We start from the raw sequence: 13474 nt of genomic DNA on the forward strand, positions 1-13474 counted from the left end.
GGAGCCGGACATGACGCAGGCGAGCCCAGGCGGGGAGGAAGCCCAGCACCCGATCAAGCTGTATCTTGTGGTCTGGGGAGGGCTGTTTGTCCTCAGCACATTCTCTTATCTCGTCGACTATTTTAATCTTCAGGGTAACCTCAGATGGTCTCTGATCCTCCTCTTCATGATAATGAAGGCAGGCTTGATCGTCGCGATCTTCATGCACATGGCTTGGGAGCGTCTGGCGCTGATCTACGCCATTCTTGTCCCGCCCCTCGTGGTTCTGGTGTTTGTCGGAATCATGGTGTTCGAATCGGACTACACGCATCTCACGCGGGTCATATTTTTTGGGGCGCAGTCCTAGGCCGGACTATTGGCGCGACCGTTTGTCGGCGCGAGGGTGAAAACGGGGCCGGATGGGCGGTCGCAGCGCGGCCTCGAACTGCGCGCATCCGGTTGTCGTCAGACCCGGTGGCCGAGCCAATTTGCTGATCAGTTTGGCGGTTGATCCGCTTTCAACCATTCTTGAACCGGCGATCGCCCCGCGCCGGTTCGAGAAATTGGGTCTCAACCGAGCTCTGGCTTTACCGGCGCGGGACGTTTTGAACGACCTTGCGGTAAAGGTGCCAGGTCGCATGCGCGAGGATCGGCATCACCACCGCCAGGCCTACAAATAGCAGCGCAAAGCCGATCGCCAGGGAGATCGTGACGATCAACCCCCAAAGCGCCATTGTGCCCGGATTCGTCAGCACAGCTCTGACGGAGGTATAGATGGCCGCGGTTACGCCTACGTCGCGATCGAGAAGCAAGGGGAACGAGACGACGCTGATGCTCAGCGACACAACCGCGTAAATAAAGCCTATTGCATTGCCCAGGATGATCAGAGTCCAACCCTTTGATGTGGTGAAGACCTCATGGAGGAACTGGGTGTAGGAATCCGGCGCCGTCGGGCCAAAGAGCGACTGATAGAGCACGCGGGCGGTTGTCAGCCAAGCGAGGAAGATCGCCATCAGCAGGATGCCGAGCGTCAGGATCGAGGGGATAGAGGGAGAGTGACGCACTTCAAAGGCGTGCGACCAGGCGATGTCGAGGCCGAGCTCGCGCCGACGGCTCATCTCGTACAAGCCGATTGCCGCAAAGGGGCCGATCAGGGCGAAGCCTGACATAAGCGGAAAAAGCATGGGAAGGGCATTTTGGCCAGACGTCATCCGAGCGAGGGCTATGCCGATGATCGGATAGATCAGCCCGAGGAAAACGAGGTGCGACGGCATCGCCCCGAAATCGGCTATGCCTTTTGAAAGAGCATCCTTGAGGTCACCGGGTCCGATCCTACGCACGATTGGATAAGCCGGACTCGCGTCCGGGCCGACGAACACGTGAAAATGCGCCATGAGCGATCCTCCTGAACTGAGCAACATGCGGCTGCAAGCTCATGGTGACGCCGTGTGTAGGCGGCTGGTCACGCGGAGCCGCGACCTGCACATTACAGAAAAATTATACGCTCTTGGCGGACGCTTGTCGCGTCTGATTAATGGCCGCGGTTCGCGAATGATTTTTCGTGGGCAATTGCTGTAAAGCTTATGTATGTTGTGGAGCTCACGGCGTGAAGATGCCCGTCTCTACCGGGCCGCTATCTTCATGGGCATCCCAAACCGCGGCTGCAGCGTGACCAGCGGCTGCGGTTCGACGCGCGCGCCTGGCGCCAGCTTCAGCCGCCATGATTGCGCGATCGTCGCCAGGACGAGAACGGCCTCCATCATCGCGTAAGATTTCCCAATACATTGACGCTCGCCTCCGCTGAACGGGAAATAGGCGAATTTGGGCGTCTGCTTCATGCTCTCGTCGGCCCAACGATCGGGGTCGAAAATCTGCGGATGCTCGAAGTTGCGCGGATCGCGCTGGGTGACCCAAGGACTGATCAAGATCGTGCTTCCGGCCGGCAAGCGATAACCGCCAACCTCAAAATCCTCGATGCATGTTCTCGGACCGAGAAGCCAGACCGGCGGGTAGAGTCGGAGGGTCTCCTTTACGATCATTTCCGTGTAGCGGAGCTTCGGAACGTCGGCCGCGCGAGGCGGCTGTCCGGCCAAGACGGCGTTTAGTTCCGCGGCCAGCTTCGCCTCGACGTCAGGGTTTTCAGAAATGAGATACAGCGCCCAAGTCAGCGTTAACGCAGTGGTTTCGTAGCCGGCGACAAAAACGGTCATTGCTTGATATCGCCAGTCGTTCGCGCTGACCGCGCCGTCGCTTTCGTCCTGAGCCTTCAAGAGGATCGATATGAGATCATTGATGTCTTGATTGGCGCGATGCTGCCGGACGAGAGCTTCGAGGAAGCCGTCAATTTGCGCGATCGCCTTGCGCAGGCGCAAGTTGTGCGGGGTAGGGATGAAGTTGGGGATCTGTATCGGGTTGACCATCTGGCTCACGATCTGCGCTATGATGGTCGAGAATGCGTCGGCCAATTTCTTGGCTTCGCCGCCGGCGTCGGCGCTGAATAATGTCTTGGCTATGACGACGAGGGCGAGATGCGTCATGTCCACATGCGCGTTGCGAATTTCGCCATCCTTCCAGGTCGCTAAGCTTCGTTGCGTGAGAGCGACCATAGTTTCAGCGTAGGCCTCTATCCGCTCGCTGTGAAAGGCCGGCTGAATCTGCCTTCGCTCGCGATGAGATGGATGTGCGAGCTCCTTTTCCGGCAGCCACGCTTCGCCGTCCGAGGGGAAGTTTCGCACCCAGGTCATAAGGTCTTGTTCTCGGCGCCTTGAAGCTGGCCTCGACTGCTGTCCGCCCGAGGTCTTGACGAAGTTCTGGGCGCCGGCGACCAATGTCTTCTCGATGTCGTTTGGATGACTGATCAAGAAGCCGGCCTGACCAGGCAAGGAGATGCGAACCACATCGCCATATGTGCGAGCGCAGTCGGTCAAGAATCCAAGCGGATCGCGTTTAAGCTGAAGGCCGTTTCCGAGAAACGGCAGACCTTTCGGGCCAGGCGGCTGAGGCCGGTCTTCAGGCGCTGCGCCTTGCGTCGAAACATTCGCCATAGAGAACTCCTTCTTCTTGCGCTCGGCGCGAACAATCGCAGAGGCCGCAGAGCGCGCATGAAAGACAAAAAGATGACGGGCTAGGCCATTCATGTCAGCGGCGCAAACGGATTTGTCGCGCCGAAGTCACACGCGTTCTCTCCGAAGGCGAGCCCGTTCCAGGCCTTGTGGTATCGTCGAGAACCGGCGGAAGATGTATAGACGAGCGCTTGGGACATCAAGCAAGGCAGGCCAGTTGGCCGCGCCAGCTCCGCGAATGCGTTGTCCTGCGGCTCGGATCGGCCGTCGCGACAACAATGTGGTTTTATTGCGGTCTAACGATTGCGTGGGCCTTATTATTCGGGAAACAAGAGCTCAATGCGCATTGCGTTTTTCTCAGACATTTTCTTTCCGGAAATAAGCGGGATAGCAGATTCAATCATTACGACCGGGCAAGAGCTTACGCGTCGCGGTCACACTGTCATGTATTTCGTCCCCAAATATTCGCAGGAGGACTACAAACTGATTGACGCTGTGACGAGAGAGAAGAGCGCTGCAAACGACCTTCGGCGCGATTTGCCGGTCTGCCGATTGCCGGCGCTCTCCTTTCCAGGGTCGCCAACCGGTCAATGGCGATTCGTTATCCCTTATGGCGCCGGCTTACGCCGCTTGAAGAAGTTCGGTCCTGACATCATTCATGCGCACACGCCGTTCGGAACGGGCTTTGAAGCGCTTTTGGCGAGCCGTGTTTTGCGGACGCCGCTCATTGGAACCAATCATACGCCCGTCGAGGAGTTCGTGGGCTATGTTCCGCTTTTGGGCGATAGGCTGTCGAGCTGCGCGGGCCGATTCGTCGCCTGGTATTACAACCACTGCGCCTATTTGACCGCGCCCTATAAGGGGCTCATCGACGACATGCGCCGGATGAAATTTGTACGTCCGGCGCGGCCTCTGCCAAATCCTGTCTCGCTCGACGCGTTCAAAACGCCGACTGCGGACCGCAAGAGGCAAGTCAAGGAGAGTCTCGGCGCGCCTGGACCGCTCGTCATGTATGCGGGCCGGCTCGCTACCGAGAAGCATATCGACATTATTATCCGGGCGGTCGCCCGGCTTATTCCTCGTCTTCCAGTTACGCTCATCGTCACGGGCCACGGCGGCGCCGAAGCCGAGCTGCGCCGCCTCGCTTGCGAATTGAACGTCAGCGACCGAGTGCGCTTCACGGGATTCGTCAGCGGCGAGCGGCTTGCCGAGCTCTATCAAGCCGCGGACGTCTTCGTGATGATGAGCACCGCGGAATCGCAGTCGCTGGCGCTGATGCAGGCTTTCGCGAGCGGCGCGCCGGCGGTTGTGGCGCGGGCCAGGGGGCTTCCCGAATATATCACCCCCGAATGCGGCTTCATGGTCGAGCCCGGAGACGAACAAGCGCTTGCGAGGCGCCTCGAGCAATTATTGGCTGACGTGAATTTGCGAATGCGGATGGGCGCGAGCGGCGTCGAATGGGTCAAACAATATGCGCCAGAAATAATCGCTCACGAATGGGAGCAAATTTACGGACGGCACATCGCAGCCTGAGCTACTCGGGCTTTGCAAGCATATTCATATCATACATTTTACCAACAAACAGAATATGGAATGTAAAAAATGTATAGACGCCGGTGATGAACCAAGCGGCGATAGTTGGGTCTATAAAAACTGCAACGATTATAGCGTAAATGGTAAGTGCAATTCCAGATAGGAGAGATTTGAGCTTGCGCCGTAAAATCGCATGTAGGTCATTGCGGCCAAGCGATGGGATATATTTGAGGGTCGCCGCGGCGAACAGGCACAGCACGAGGAACAGAAACCGGAAGCGGTCACCCAGGGAGAGCGCGAGCGCGAAATAAATGGCGACCAGCAAGACATCCGCGCCGATCTGCCACGCGTTCTGCGGAATCAGCTGGGAGAAGAACCGCACGGAATAATAGGTGTGGAGCACCAGGACGCCATAAAAAATCGTGTCGGGCAAGAGCGTCGGAGAGTTCGGCGCATAGACCAGAAGCACAATGAGCGCGAAGGCCGAAAATCCGACGACGCCTGCGATCGCGCGCGTCATCGGCGATCCGATTTCGCAAGGGGGCTCACCCGAATATCGCGATAGGACGTCGTGAACGGACGGCTAAACAAAACCGGCCAGATAAAATTCATCCCATATAAAAAAAACGCGCGCATGATCCCCTCATTCTGGAAGCGCCTCGCTGAAGTATAGATAAAAAAATCCATGCGAAAGATCGTCTTGCCTTGCGTCGCGAGGCGGCGCGCCAGATCGGTGTCCTCGCCATAGAAATCGATCGACTGATTAAAACCGCCGATATTCGCGAGCGCTGTTCTGCGCGCCGCGAAATGCGCCCCAAATATCATATAGCCCGTGAAACGATAAGCCAGAGGCGCCGAGAGCCACCATCCAAGCAAAAGCGCGAAGCGCTCCCATCCGTCCGCATCGAAGTAACGGGCGGAGCCGCTGAGAGAAACGGCGTCCGCGCGTGTCGCGAAGGTCTGCTCGACGACGTCGACCCAATTTTCCGGCAAGCGGGTGTCCGCGTCGATATAGGCGAGGATGTCGCCTGTCGCATTGTCAAATCCGCATTGCCGCGCGCGCGTGAGGCCTTTGCGCGGCTCGCAAATCACGCGAACGCCCTGATACGAACGCGCGATCGCGGCCGTTCGATCGGTCGAGGCGTTGTCGATCACGAGGATTTCCTTGAATTTTCCGCGGGAATTCCTGATCGCCGACTCGAGGCATGCGCCTATCTGCGCCTCCTCGTTATTTGCCGGAATGATAAGCGAGATGTCAAGCATGCGGATCTGTGTCCAGGATGGGATGAATTCGGCTCCCGATTCACACGATGTATAGTGTGCGGAAAACATCCGCGGACCTCGACGACAGACCCGCGCAACATCAGGTGAGATTAGGAGGAAAGGCGGGGCAAATTTGAAGGATCTCCCATGCTTTCGTCGAACGGCGCATATTCTCTGATGATTTCGCCGTCGCTGATCTCGATGATTCTGTCGAAAACACTGGTTGCGCGGACGTCATGGGTGACGACGCAAACTGTGACTCCCTCGTTGCGGGCAAGATTGCTCAGCAATCCCATGACCTGACGCCGCCGGTCGCCGTCCAGCGCGGCCGTGGGTTCGTCGGCGAGCAACAGTGCGGGGCGATTGGCGATCGCGCGGGCCAGCGCGACCCGCTGCTGCTCGCCTCCCGACAAGGTCTGCGGATAGGCGTTGATCTTATGCGCCATGCCGAGTTCATCGAGCAGCTCGCAGGCGCGTTTGCGCGCCTGGGACCCGTGCAGCTTGGCGACTTCGTGGGCCAGTTGAACATTCTCGAGCGCAGTCAGGAACGGCAGCAGGTTCGCCTTCTGGAATACAAATCCGATGTGGTGGCGCCGAAGCTTTCGCAAATCGGCGGCGCTCGTCTTGGGGTCGGCGACTTTTCTGCCCAGAAGCCGGATCTCGCCATGCGTCGGCGGCTCCACGAGACCGGCGAGCATGAGAAAGGTCGTCTTGCCTGATCCGCTTGGTCCGATGATGCCGAGAAGCTCCCCGCTCGCGATGTCCACGGACGCATGGCGCAAGGCGGCCACGGCCCTATCGCCGGAGCCGTAAGTTTTGCTCACTCCATGGAGCGAGAGCGCGGTCGCGGTCACGATAGCACCTCCCTGGCGCGCACGCTTAGCGCCTTTCGGATCGAAAATGTGCAAGCCAAGGCGCAGACCGCCACCAAGGCGAGCCCGGCGATCGCGGCGTCCCAAGGAAGCAATATGACCGCTCTCGGGAAATAGTCGAAAGTCGCTAGGCTGATCGCCAAAGCCAATCCAAAGGAGATGGCGCCCAGCAGCAGGCCGTATTGAAGTATCCAGATTGAAATGAAGACGTCGCTCGCGCCGATCAATTTGAGAAGCGAGATGGCGTGAAGCTTTTCGAGAACGATCGTGAAGATGGTGAGAGAGACGATTGTTCCTGAAATGGCGTACATCAAGCCGACGAAGAGGAGGATCTGCAAGCGGAGCCGCCGCAGCCGACCCTGAATGACGAGCTCGATCTGTTCGGCTTTGGTGATCATGGTCACATCGCCCCAGCTCGCGACCTTCTCGCGGATTGCTTCGACTGGGGCGCCCGGTTCAAACGTCAGGATGACGGCCATGATCGGCCGCGTCCCGCCAACGACGGAAGAAGTCGCGATCTGGTTTCGGCTCGATGCGCGGGCGAGCAGGACGGCCTCGCTCGGAGCGACGTTCAAGATGCTTTGCGCATCGGGAAGGGACACGAATATCAAGCCGTCGCCAGCCATATCCACTTGGCCGGTGGTGACGCCGACAACAACGTAATCGTCCCGCCCGACGCGAAGCCGTTCGCCGAGCGCCAGGCCGGTCGACTTGTCGACGATCATCTCGAAATGCGGCGATTCCAAAAAGCGTCCAGCGATAAGCGGCATCCACTCGCCCTTGTCCTTCGGAAAGTCGAGGGCGAGGATCGAATAGCGCTCCTTATGGCTGCCGAAGGAAATCGGGAAGCTGAAGGCGAGGAAGCGGCGCGCCTCTCGCACGCCGTGTAATCCTTCCGCGCGTCGATCCAGGAGCTCTGACACATGCGACTCGTCATTGAAGGGCCCGTCGCGTCCGCCTTGAACGAGCCAGGCGTCGGCGCCGATGTTCTCCACCATGATAAGCGATTCATGGACGATGCCGCGGTAGAGCCCATTCATCGCAAGGGACATCGTCAAGATGGCCGTCAAGCCTGCGACTGCGAGCACGAAGCGCGCCAAGTTGAATCGAATATCTTTCCAAGCGAGGATCATGGCTTTGAACTTTGTTCTGGTGCATGGATCGGCGCAATTGCCGGTCATTGAGTTGCGGGCGCTACGCCGCCGAAGTCGCTGCGATCACTGCGAGACTGACTCAGCGGCGAGGGTGACGCGTTCATATTCATATCGGCCTTCCGGATGGACGATGACGTCGTTTGCGCTCACGCCCGAAGCGATCTCGACGAAGCCGCCGAGCGAGTAGCCCATTTGCACGACGCCCCAGCGAACGCGTCCGTCCTTATAGAACCACAAGCCCCCGCGCCCATCGCGCCGCGCTAGAAAGCTGGTCGGCACGAGCAGCGCGTTCGGATCATGCCGGACTTCGACTTGGACCGTCGCCCGCTGCCCGAGCGCCCAGTTTTTCGGCAGAGAGGTTAATGCGATATCGGCTTCGAATTCGCGCGTTTCCTGATCGACGATCCGGCGAAGCTCGACGACGCGCCCTTCGCGAAGGGTGGAAGGCTCTGACACAAATCTGACTTTCGCCGCCTGGCCGATCTCGACGTGACCCATGACGGATTCGTCAAATCGAGCGGAAATGACGATCGATAGCGGATCTACAATCTCGAAAATTTTCTGGCCAGGACGAACGAGATCCCCGACGCTTGGCTCGCGCGACACCACGATCCCCGCGACGGGAGAGGCCAGCTTGGCTTTCGCGAGCCTCGCCGCCAGCATCTGTTGCAGCGCGGTCGCCGACTGCGCTTGGGCCATTGCGCGATCGATGCTCGTCGCGCTGCGGTCGAGGTCCGCTTTGCCTTGTTGGAGCGCAGCCTCCGCGGTGCTGAGATCAGTCTGAGACGTGATGCCGCGAGCCGCAAGGGCGCGCCGGCGCAGGACATCCACAGCCGCTTTGTCATAAACCGACTCGGCTCGCGACTTTTCGCTACGGGCCTCCGCGACATGCTGCTCGGCCGCCGTCGCATCGGCGCGCGACGAAGCGAGCTGCTGCGCGATCTCGTCGGCCTCGATTGTCGCGAGCGCGTCTCCGGGCAGCACGACGTCGCCGCGAACAACCTTGAGGCTCGCGAGCCGACCTTCGATTTGCGCCGAGATCACGACGCGGTTTGTCGCATCGAGAAGACCGGGCCCGGAGACCTCGAGTCTCGACTGCGGCGAAACGCGATAGAACGGCGCCGGCTCGGCGCGGCCATAAGCCATATAGGATTTGGTCGCGCCGCCCAGCGCAACCGCCGCGGCGGTTGCGATAAGCCACCAGCGTCGCCTCGGACGCGGGGCCGGCTCCATCGGCATGGCCACGGGCCGCCCGCTCGGCGCGCCACCCGGTAGTGGATCCGCCGTTGTCCGCATCGTTCCAGGGACCCGTGACGTCACGTGCTCCTGCGCGGCTCCTAATTTGAAATCTTGGATTGACACGGTTCAATATCTTTCAATTAAAGCCGCGCGCATTATGCGCCGCGTATTGACGACGGGGACGATAGCGTAGCAAACATCATAGCCGTCGCAAGCGCCGTGAATGTTTTGGAGCTTGCGTCGCGCGGACCCTAGGACCCGCGTGCGCCATCGCGTTTGCAACATAGAGCCGGCTAAGACGGGCGGCTGGTGTGAAAACCCACCGAGCGAACGACGTCTCCAAAATTCTTAACGCATACAGGTACAGTTTTATTGATCCCAGGTTTGCCGAGGACGCAAACTGGATTTGCGCGCCGCTTTTTGCCGACATCGAGTTCCCACATAGCCTGATGGCGTAGCGGATGAATGGGTGAATGCGCTAAAAGGCCGGCGGTCGATCGTGCGCCTGCGAAGACGGCCATCCATTTGAAATAGCGGAACGGGCATGGCGGTCTTTGTCGATTACACTCATGTGCATCGCCAGGCGACCGGTCTCGAGCGCATCTCCCTGGAGTTATTTTCTAGTGCGGCTCTCGATCCGATCAAGGCGAGCCACATAACGGCGGCGTCGGCTGCAGGCCTGGTCTTGCAGCAATGGATTGGCATGCCCTGGTCGGCGCTGAAGCGCCCGGGGAGCGTCATTTTATGTCCCGGCTTTCCGCCGTCGATTGCTCTGCAATCGATAGGTCAAACAATAATTCCCTATGTTCATGATTTGTTTGTTGTCGATAACCCGGAGATCCTCCATCGCGGCGCTTATTATTACTGCCGACCGAGCTTCCTCCATATGTTGCGAAAGCAGTCTCTTTTTCTGGTCAATTCGGAGAAAACGCGCGCCGACCTGCTCGGCAGGCTCGAAAGGCCCGCGCGGGCGGAGCTGTACCGGCCAAGGATTCAAAACATTTTTGATTTAAGGCCAAAAGCGCCCGACTTGCCGTCCGACGCCCCAATTCGTTTTGTGGCGCTCGGAACTGTCGAGCCGCGTAAAAACTACCGTTATGCAGCCGATATCATCGACGCGTTAAATGCGCGCGGATGCAACGCCAAACTTCGCATCATAGGCCGGCCGGGCTGGGGCCCAGATTATCCCGCATTGTTGGGCCGAAATCACATCGAGCTTCTCGGCTATCTGGCAGAGGCCAAGGTTCGTGACGTCGTGTCGGAGTCCGATATCCTGATCTCCACCTCGCTCGATGAGGGGCTCGGCCTTCCGCTTTTGGAGCTCCAATATGCCGGCCTTTTGACGGTGGCGGCGGATATTGCGATTTTTCGAGAGATCATGGAAGGCGACTGCCTTTATGTTCCGCGCGCTGACGCCTCCGGCGCGGCCGACATCATTCTGCAGCGCTTGAAATCGGGAGATTGGCGCGCAACCGGCGTGGACCGGGCGCTCCGCATTCTCGATCGGCATAACCGGCGCGCCGCGCGCGACCGGGAGACGGTCGTTTCTCTCATCCAGGAGGCGGAGCGGACGGCCTTGGCCGCCGCCGGAAGCGCCGCTTGATCGGGCTCGTCATGCGCCGCGGGCAAGCCGGCCGCCGCCGGAGGATTTTCGAGCATGCTTAGAGCCATTGCAGCATGGGTGCGGCGCGGCGCGGACAAGACGCCAAGCCTTCGCCGCCCCGAGTTATCGGATAAACCGCCAACCGTGTCCCTGTTGTCGATGCTCCAAGGCTCGCGCCGCCTGCTGCTCCTTTCGGCGATCGGAGGCCTGATAGGCGGGGGCGGCGTCGCCGGCCTTATAACCTTGATCACCAAATCCTTGGATCAAGACCCCGATCGAGCGGCGCGGCTCGCATTGCCCTATGTCGGCCTCTGCATTGTCGTTCTCGCTGCGGGAATGTTCTCGGAGCTTCTGGTCGTGCGATTGGCGCAAAGCAATCTGCTTGTTCTGCGTCTCTGGCTCACCCGCCATATTCTCTCGGCTCCCTTTCAGCAGCTGCAAACCGTCGGCCCCCATCGGCTCATGGCGACCTTGACGGATGACATCGGCAGCATCGCGCAACTGATCGAGACCTTGCCGCCGCTGCTTATCGAGGCCTCCACGCTCTTCGGGGCGCTTCTCTATATGGGCTGGCTTTCGCCATCCCTGTTCGTCGTCTTTCTCGCCTTTCTGCTCGGCGGCGGGCTCGGCGTAAGCCTGCTTCAAAATCGGTCCTTCCGATGGCACCAACGAGCGCGGCAAAGGATTGACGCTCTCTTTGGCCATTTTCGAACGGTGACCGAGGGCTGCAAGGAGCTGAAAATGAACGCGCGCCGCAGACGCGCATTCATGTCCGACCTGAGCGCCACCGCAAATACGATAAGGCGGCAACTCTGCAACGGACGAACCTTTACGGTCATCTCGGACTATTGGGGAAAGCTGGCGTTCTTCCTGCTGATCGGGCTCATTGTATTCGCGCTGCCCCGGCTGGAGGACATCTCGCGTGAGACTGTGACCAGCTTTACCTTCATCGTCCTGTTCGCCATGCGTCCCATATCCGTCCTCCTGAATACCTTGCCTGGAATTGGGCGCGGCGTCGTCGCGTGGCGAAATATAAAGTCCCTTGGCGTCGCCGTCGCCAAGGAGCCGCATTTGGAAGAGGGAGACGAGTCGCCGCCTGTTGCGGAGCGGCCCAGCGTGCTGGAGCTGCTCCAGGTCAGGCGCCAACACCGAGCCGAAGGCGGAGATTCCGGCTTTCTGTTTGGACCGGTCAATCTGCGTATCGATCCCGGCGAGCTGATCTTCGTGACCGGCGGCAACGGCTCGGGCAAGACAACGCTGGCGCTGCTGCTTCTTGGCCTTTACCCGCCGGATGATGGCGAGGTGAGGTTGGATGGCGAAATCGTCACCGATTTCAATCGGGACCGCCATCGCCAGCACTTTGCCGCCGTTTTTGCCGACGCCTATATTTTTGACGCCTTTCCTGGAGGTTCCGACGCCGGCTTTTCAAAGCGGGCGGATGACCTGCTCGAACGCCTTCAACTCGCCAACAAGGTTAGGATCAAGGACGGACACTTCTCGACCGTCGAGCTCTCCAAGGGCCAGCGAAAACGTCTGGCGCTGCTTGCAGCCTATCTCGAAGACCGCCCATTCTATCTTTTCGACGAATGGGCGGCGGAACAAGATCCGACATTCCGAGACATCTTCTATAAGGAATTGCTGCCGCAGCTGAAGGCGCGCGGCAAGACGATCATCGTCATTACCCATGACGATCGCTATTTCCATTTGGCCGATCGTCTGCTGCGCCTCAATATGGGACAGATCGAGGAATCTTGACCCGCAGCGGGAACAGTCGGGCCCTGCCTGAGAGCGGGGTTGACGTCCCGCCTTGAGGAAATCTAGGTAAGCGCCGCCAAGGCGGCCGAGCGCGCGAAGCCCACTAAAGCGCGGCGAAGTGCGCATTTGCCGCCGCCCACGCGAAAAAGTAGGATTGATCCGACTCGATCGGCGCAGACAGGATTTTTCAAACGTGATTTCAACACCTGACGTCAGCGGCCCCTTGCCCTGGTGGCTGCCGCTTTCGGTTCTCGCTTGGATCGCCCAGATGGTCGCCTATCATGGCGTCGGACTTTTGTTCGAATGGAGCGACCGGACCGGAAAGCTTCGCTCCTGCAAGGTGCGGGACGTCGACAGGCTAACTTACGCCGAGCTTTTGCCGCGCGTTCTCGTCAATCAGCTGTTCATTCTCCTTCCGGCGATGGTGGCCTTGCAATATTTCGGGCTCGCTTTCGTTGGCGCGCCGCATATGAGCCTTTGGCATTTTCTCCTCGCCTTCGCGCTCATGGGCGTCGGCCATGACATCGTCCAATATGTCGCCCATCGCTGGATATTGCATAGGCCCGGACTGATCCGCACGCTCGGGCATAGTCTGCATCACTCGACCGGCGCGAGCAAAGGCGTCAGCGCCTGCTACATGACCTCGGCTGACTTCTTCCTCGAGATCGTCCTGCCCTATGTCATCCCGCTCGTGCTTGTCGGCGCCGGGGCGGATATTGCGTTTCACCTTATTGTCGCAAGTCTCGGCGCGATCGGCGGGCTCTATGAACATTCGGGCTATGATTTCGCCGAGGCCCTGCCGCGACAGGGTCTGTCCGGCGTCAAGCGACGTCTGGTCGCGGCCCTCGCCGCCGTGGTGACGAGCAAGGCGCATGGCGAACATCATCGCCGCAGCAATGTCAGCTTCAGCGACGGGTTTGGCAGCCCTGGCATTTGCGACACGATTTTCGCCACCCGTTGGGATAAGGTCGGCGGACCAGGCCAAGCCTTGACGCCGCGAAGCGCCGACTGAGA

The 13474-nt window shown here is 59.5% G+C and carries 12 protein-coding genes; 5 read left to right on the forward strand and 7 right to left on the reverse strand.

The features are described from left to right. The first annotated feature begins 10 nt into the window (after positions 1 to 10). Positions 11 to 346 (forward strand): cytochrome C oxidase subunit IV family protein, encoded by a 336-nt coding sequence (locus tag RZS28_RS09640; protein ID WP_407337556.1) that lies wholly within the window; start codon positions 11 to 13, stop codon positions 344 to 346. Positions 347 to 566: 220 nt separating this feature from the next. On the opposite strand, the gene RZS28_RS09645 is transcribed toward RZS28_RS09640, so the two are convergent. Next, entirely contained in the window at positions 567 to 1373 is an 807-nt protein-coding gene (locus tag RZS28_RS09645; protein ID WP_407337557.1) for a DUF2189 domain-containing protein, read from the reverse strand. Positions 1374 to 1601: 228 nt separating this feature from the next. Then, on the reverse strand, positions 1602 to 3023 hold the full coding sequence (locus RZS28_RS09650) for a cytochrome P450 (RefSeq protein WP_407337558.1): 1422 nt from the start codon (positions 3021 to 3023) through the stop codon (positions 1602 to 1604). A gap of 357 nt (positions 3024 to 3380) precedes the next feature. On the opposite strand from RZS28_RS09650, the gene RZS28_RS09655 reads away from it, so the two are divergent. Further along, positions 3381 to 4574, forward strand: a complete 1194-nt coding sequence (locus RZS28_RS09655; protein WP_407337559.1) for a glycosyltransferase — start codon at positions 3381 to 3383, stop codon at positions 4572 to 4574. Position 4575: 1 nt separating this feature from the next. On the opposite strand, the gene RZS28_RS09660 is transcribed toward RZS28_RS09655, so the two are convergent. From RZS28_RS09660 to RZS28_RS09680, 5 genes are all read right to left on the reverse strand, one after another. Beyond that, positions 4576 to 5094: a hypothetical protein gene (locus RZS28_RS09660; RefSeq protein ID WP_407337560.1), complete on the reverse strand. Its 519-nt coding sequence runs from the start codon at positions 5092 to 5094 to the stop codon at positions 4576 to 4578. Beyond that, entirely contained in the window at positions 5091 to 5837 is a 747-nt protein-coding gene (locus RZS28_RS09665) for a glycosyltransferase (RefSeq protein WP_407337561.1), read from the reverse strand. Before RZS28_RS09665 ends, RZS28_RS09660 begins: the two co-directional genes overlap by 4 nt. Before the next feature lie 110 nt (positions 5838 to 5947). After that, on the reverse strand, positions 5948 to 6691 hold the full coding sequence (locus RZS28_RS09670; RefSeq protein ID WP_407337562.1) for an ABC transporter ATP-binding protein: 744 nt from the start codon (positions 6689 to 6691) through the stop codon (positions 5948 to 5950). After that, a complete protein-coding gene (locus RZS28_RS09675; protein ID WP_407337563.1) occupies positions 6688 to 7797 on the reverse strand; it encodes an ABC transporter permease in 1110 nt (369 codons plus the stop codon). The genes RZS28_RS09670 and RZS28_RS09675 overlap by 4 nt, the downstream gene beginning before the upstream one ends. Positions 7798 to 7926: 129 nt before the next feature. After that, the gene (locus tag RZS28_RS09680) at positions 7927 to 9183 is read right to left on the reverse strand and encodes an efflux RND transporter periplasmic adaptor subunit (RefSeq protein ID WP_407337564.1); all 1257 of its coding nucleotides are present in this window, start codon (positions 9181 to 9183) and stop codon (positions 7927 to 7929) included. A gap of 463 nt (positions 9184 to 9646) precedes the next feature. On the opposite strand from RZS28_RS09680, the gene RZS28_RS09685 reads away from it, so the two are divergent. From RZS28_RS09685 to RZS28_RS09695, 3 genes are all read left to right on the forward strand, one after another. Then, positions 9647 to 10705 (forward strand): glycosyltransferase, encoded by a 1059-nt coding sequence (locus RZS28_RS09685; RefSeq protein WP_407337565.1) that lies wholly within the window; start codon positions 9647 to 9649, stop codon positions 10703 to 10705. A gap of 54 nt (positions 10706 to 10759) precedes the next feature. Continuing rightward, positions 10760 to 12460 (forward strand): cyclic peptide export ABC transporter, encoded by a 1701-nt coding sequence (locus tag RZS28_RS09690; RefSeq protein ID WP_407337566.1) that lies wholly within the window; start codon positions 10760 to 10762, stop codon positions 12458 to 12460. A 193-nt stretch (positions 12461 to 12653) separates the two neighbouring features. Next, complete coding sequence (locus RZS28_RS09695) at positions 12654 to 13472, forward strand: sterol desaturase family protein (protein WP_407337567.1); 819 nt, start codon at positions 12654 to 12656, stop codon at positions 13470 to 13472. Positions 13473 to 13474: the final 2 nt, after the last annotated feature.

The sequence above is a fragment of the Methylocapsa polymorpha genome, from assembly GCF_045689225.1.
In the GTDB taxonomy this organism is placed as follows: Bacteria; Pseudomonadota; Alphaproteobacteria; order Rhizobiales; family Beijerinckiaceae; genus Methylocapsa; species Methylocapsa polymorpha.

Excerpts from the sequence above, each read along its gene's own strand:
- RZS28_RS09640 (WP_407337556.1), top strand. The coding sequence starts at position 11 with ATGACGCAGGCGAGCCCAGGCGGGGAGGAAGCCCAGCACCCGATCAAG.
- RZS28_RS09645 (WP_407337557.1), bottom strand. The coding sequence starts at position 1,373 with ATGGCGCATTTTCACGTGTTCGTCGGCCCGGACGCGAGTCCGGCTTAT.
- RZS28_RS09650 (WP_407337558.1), bottom strand. The coding sequence starts at position 3,023 with ATGGCGAATGTTTCGACGCAAGGCGCAGCGCCTGAAGACCGGCCTCAG.
- RZS28_RS09655 (WP_407337559.1), top strand. The coding sequence starts at position 3,381 with ATGCGCATTGCGTTTTTCTCAGACATTTTCTTTCCGGAAATAAGCGGG.
- RZS28_RS09660 (WP_407337560.1), bottom strand. The coding sequence starts at position 5,094 with ATGACGCGCGCGATCGCAGGCGTCGTCGGATTTTCGGCCTTCGCGCTC.
- RZS28_RS09665 (WP_407337561.1), bottom strand. The coding sequence starts at position 5,837 with ATGCTTGACATCTCGCTTATCATTCCGGCAAATAACGAGGAGGCGCAG.
- RZS28_RS09685 (WP_407337565.1), top strand. The coding sequence starts at position 9,647 with ATGGCGGTCTTTGTCGATTACACTCATGTGCATCGCCAGGCGACCGGT.
- RZS28_RS09690 (WP_407337566.1), top strand. The coding sequence starts at position 10,760 with ATGCTTAGAGCCATTGCAGCATGGGTGCGGCGCGGCGCGGACAAGACG.